Genomic DNA, 3,427 nt, shown 5'->3' with positions numbered 1-3,427 from the left:
TCGCAACCGCGCGTTCCGCCATCCGCTGCCGCCGGCAGGGCTTGAAAGCGATTATCCGGCGATTACGGTTAACCGTTACGGAGAAGGAACCGCGCTTTACATCGCCGCGCCGGTATTCCGGTCGTATTGGCATTCGAACCACTTCTGGGTGCGCCGCATCGTGGGCAATCTGCTAAACGCGTACGATACGCAGAAGCCGTTTACGGTGGAAGCTCCGGCACATGTCGAGGCGAACCTGATGGAACGCGGCGACGACCGGTTCCTGCATCTTATCCAGTACCAAAGCGTGCAGGTCGGAGAGAAAAGCACGGCGTTTTATGCGCCGATCGAAACGATTACTCCGATGCACGACATTGGCGTTACGGTACGCGACAGCTCGATCAAGCAGGCGGTTCTGCAGCCGGAAGGACTGGAGCTGCCGCTGCGTCGCACGGATGACGGTGTCGCTTTCACCGTGCCGAAGCTGCATATTCACGCGATTGTGCAGCTCAAGCGGTAATGCGCGCCAGCTTCTCTGGCAGCAATTAGCGATTCGTAATTTCGGGCTTCTGAACTTATAGTCATTTTATTACGACAACCGGCAAACCCAAGAGTAAAGGGCTTGTCGGTTGTTATTACTTATCAAGTACTCGCTTTTTCATACACATACTCTCGTCTCGGCCCGCCATCGCCCCAATGTACTCGCTTTTTCATACACATTCGCCTGTCCCCGGGCTGCCCGCGCCCCAATAAACTCGCTTTTTCATACACATTTGCTCGTCCCCGGCTGTCAGCGTCCCCATGAACTTGCTTTTTCATACACATTCGCTCGTCCCGGGCTTCCAGCGCCCCAATGAACTCGCTTTTTCATACAGATACGCTCGTCCCGGCCCCCCATCGCCCCCATGTACTCGCTTTTTCATACACATTTGCTCGTCCCAGGCTGTCAGCGCCCCAATGAACTCGCTTTTTCATACACATTCGCTCGTCCCGGGCTTCCAGCGCCCCAATGAACTCGCTTTTTCATACACATTCGCTCGTCCCGGCCCGCCCGCGCCCCAAATGAACTCGCTTTTTCATACACATTCGCTCGTCCCCGGCTGTCAGCGCCCTTCAGAATCTCGTCAATCTGTTCGAATCCGAACAGCGATTCGCTGACATCCTGTTGTCGCAGTGACGGCATACAATGAAATCAACCGGAATAATTACTTTCATGAATCAGACCTCCCGATTCAAATTCGGCATGTGACGTTTTCCGTTCAAATGTTAGAATGGAAGAGAGAAATTTCCAATCCTGCAAAGATGAGGTGACCGTCATGCCCAAGGATCTGATGGATCGACTGTTGACGGCAGTAACCGGGGAGCCGCTTAGACGCAAGGTGCTTCTTGCGCATTCCTACGCGCAAGGGCAGCAACTGCTGGAGAGACTGTGCGCCCGTGCCGGTGCGATTGCGAATGTGGAGATCGAGACCGTGCGCGGACTTGCGGCAAAGAGAGCGAAGCTGGAGTTGTTCCTGAATGGCATTACACTGCTTGAGGAGGGGCAAGTCTTTTGGATTGTACGAATGCTGTTGGAGGAGTTGGCGACTGAGGTGCCGACCGGCTACATCCATGAGGGCAATCTGAAGCCCGGAATCGTCGATGGAGTAAATCGCTCCTTGGGCGAACTTAGACTTGCGCGGCTTGCGGCTGCAGATCTGCGGGCAGAAGCGTTTACGCATCCCGGCAAAGCCGAGTATATGAGGCAGCTTTTGTCAAGATACGAGTTGTATCTAACCGAGCAGCGGACCACGGATTTCGCGGGACTCGTACATTTCGTAACGCCGGACAGCGAGAATACGCTGTATTTGGCGATTGAACCGACAGGATGGACGCGGGCGGAGCGGGAGATGACGGTGCGGATCGCGGGAGAACGATTGGTGATTTTGGAAGCTGAGGCGCCATTCGGTCAAAATGAAGGCTTCGCGGAAAACTCCTTTGCATTGTTCAGCGCTTCCGGGCCCATCGCGGAAGTGAGGGAAGGTCTGAGAAGAATGCTGGGGCAGGCCGATTCAATTGACGACATCGAGATAATGGCGGCGGATTACGAGCGTTATGCGCCTATCGTATACGATCACGCGAAAGCTCTGGGTCTTGCCTGTACTTTGTCGAGCGGCCTGCCGATCGGGTATTGCCCGGCGGGGCAAGCAGCCCTCGGTCTGCTGGATTGGATACAGGAAGGGTATCCCGTATCCAAGCTGACCGAGTTGCTTCGGCATGGGCGCTTGCGAATCGAGGACGAACGTTTCACGCAAAACAGCTGGATCCGTCTGCTCGAGCAATCCGAAATCGGCTGGGGCAAGGACCGATACATCTCGTTGCTGGAGTCTTCGAGACTGGCCGAGGGTGATAGGGAACAAAGCGCCGCCTTGCATGCTCATACGTTGCAATGGTTCAGCTCCCTGCCGGACAATGACCAATGGTATCCTTTCGAACTGTTGAATTGGCTGGCTCGCAACGTGGCGATCTACGCGGCGGGACGATCACCGGAGGATGCCGGCGTACATTCGTCGCTGCGCGAGCAGGCGCTTACGCATGCCAAGTCTCCATCCGGGTGCATGTCCAGGGATCTTGCGATCCGTTACGTGCGCGGGATGCTTGACGGCATTCGGATACTCGTATCGCCGACGCCGAAGCCTGGAGCGATTCACGTCAGCTCGCTTGCGGGGGGAGGATGGAGCGGACGCGGACTTTTCTGGATTCCCGGCATGGACGAAAGCTCCTGGAGCGTATCGTCCAGGCAGGATCCCGTGCTCCTCGACGAGGAGAGAATCCGGCTTTCGCCGGATTTGACGACAAGGAGTGAACGGGCAAGCGCCCAAAGGCTGGAGCGCGAATCCCGAATTGGATTCCTTCGGGGCGAGCTGTGGCTCAGCTACTCGTCCTACGATCCCGGCGAACAGAAGAGTCATGGCGCTGCCTTCGAAATGCTGCAGCTTTTTCGGCTCAGGACTGGAGATGCGACCAAAGATTTTGGCGCTTTGTCGGCAGCGCTTGGCGAACCGTATGGCGTATTGGATATGCGCTGGGCTGCCCGATTGCCGCTAAACGGAATCGACGCTTGGGCGAAGCTGCTGGCGAACGCAAGAGGCGAGCGGCTGGACGGACGCGAAGCCATACGCGGCAGTTATCCGGCGCTGGCGGAAGGGTATCGGGCAGGCACGCTTAGGCAGGCGGACGAATTGTCGGCGTATGACGGCTGGATCGGCGAGCTTAATCGAGTGATGGAGCAGGGAGGCCGCCAAGGCGAGTCCAGCCCCGGTATAGTGCCAAAGCGGGATTATATCAGCGTCAGCGAGCTGGAGCAGTACGCAAGCTGCGGATTGCGATATTACTTCGGCTATGTGTTGAATTTGCGTCCCAAGCAGACGGCGGAGCTGGATCGAACCCGCTGGCTGCAGGCGAACGA

2 protein-coding genes are annotated in these 3,427 nt (G+C 56.8%); both read left to right on the top strand.

Going from position 1 to position 3,427, the window contains the following annotated elements; translation table 11 throughout:
* Positions 1–499, top strand: a 499-nt coding sequence (locus tag PAT3040_RS19070) for a hypothetical protein (protein ID WP_181376717.1), incomplete at its 5' end; no start/stop codon positions are given.
* Positions 500–1,295: 796 nt separating this feature from the next.
* A partial coding sequence (locus PAT3040_RS19065; protein ID WP_181376716.1) for a PD-(D/E)XK nuclease family protein occupies positions 1,296–3,427 on the top strand: 2,132 nt, incomplete at its 3' end.

The organism is Paenibacillus agaridevorans (assembly GCF_003112455.1).
GTDB lineage: Bacteria > Bacillota > Bacilli > Paenibacillales > Paenibacillaceae > Pristimantibacillus > Pristimantibacillus agaridevorans.
Note: the sequence above shows the minus strand (reverse complement) of the source record. Positions and strands in the feature narration are given on the sequence as shown.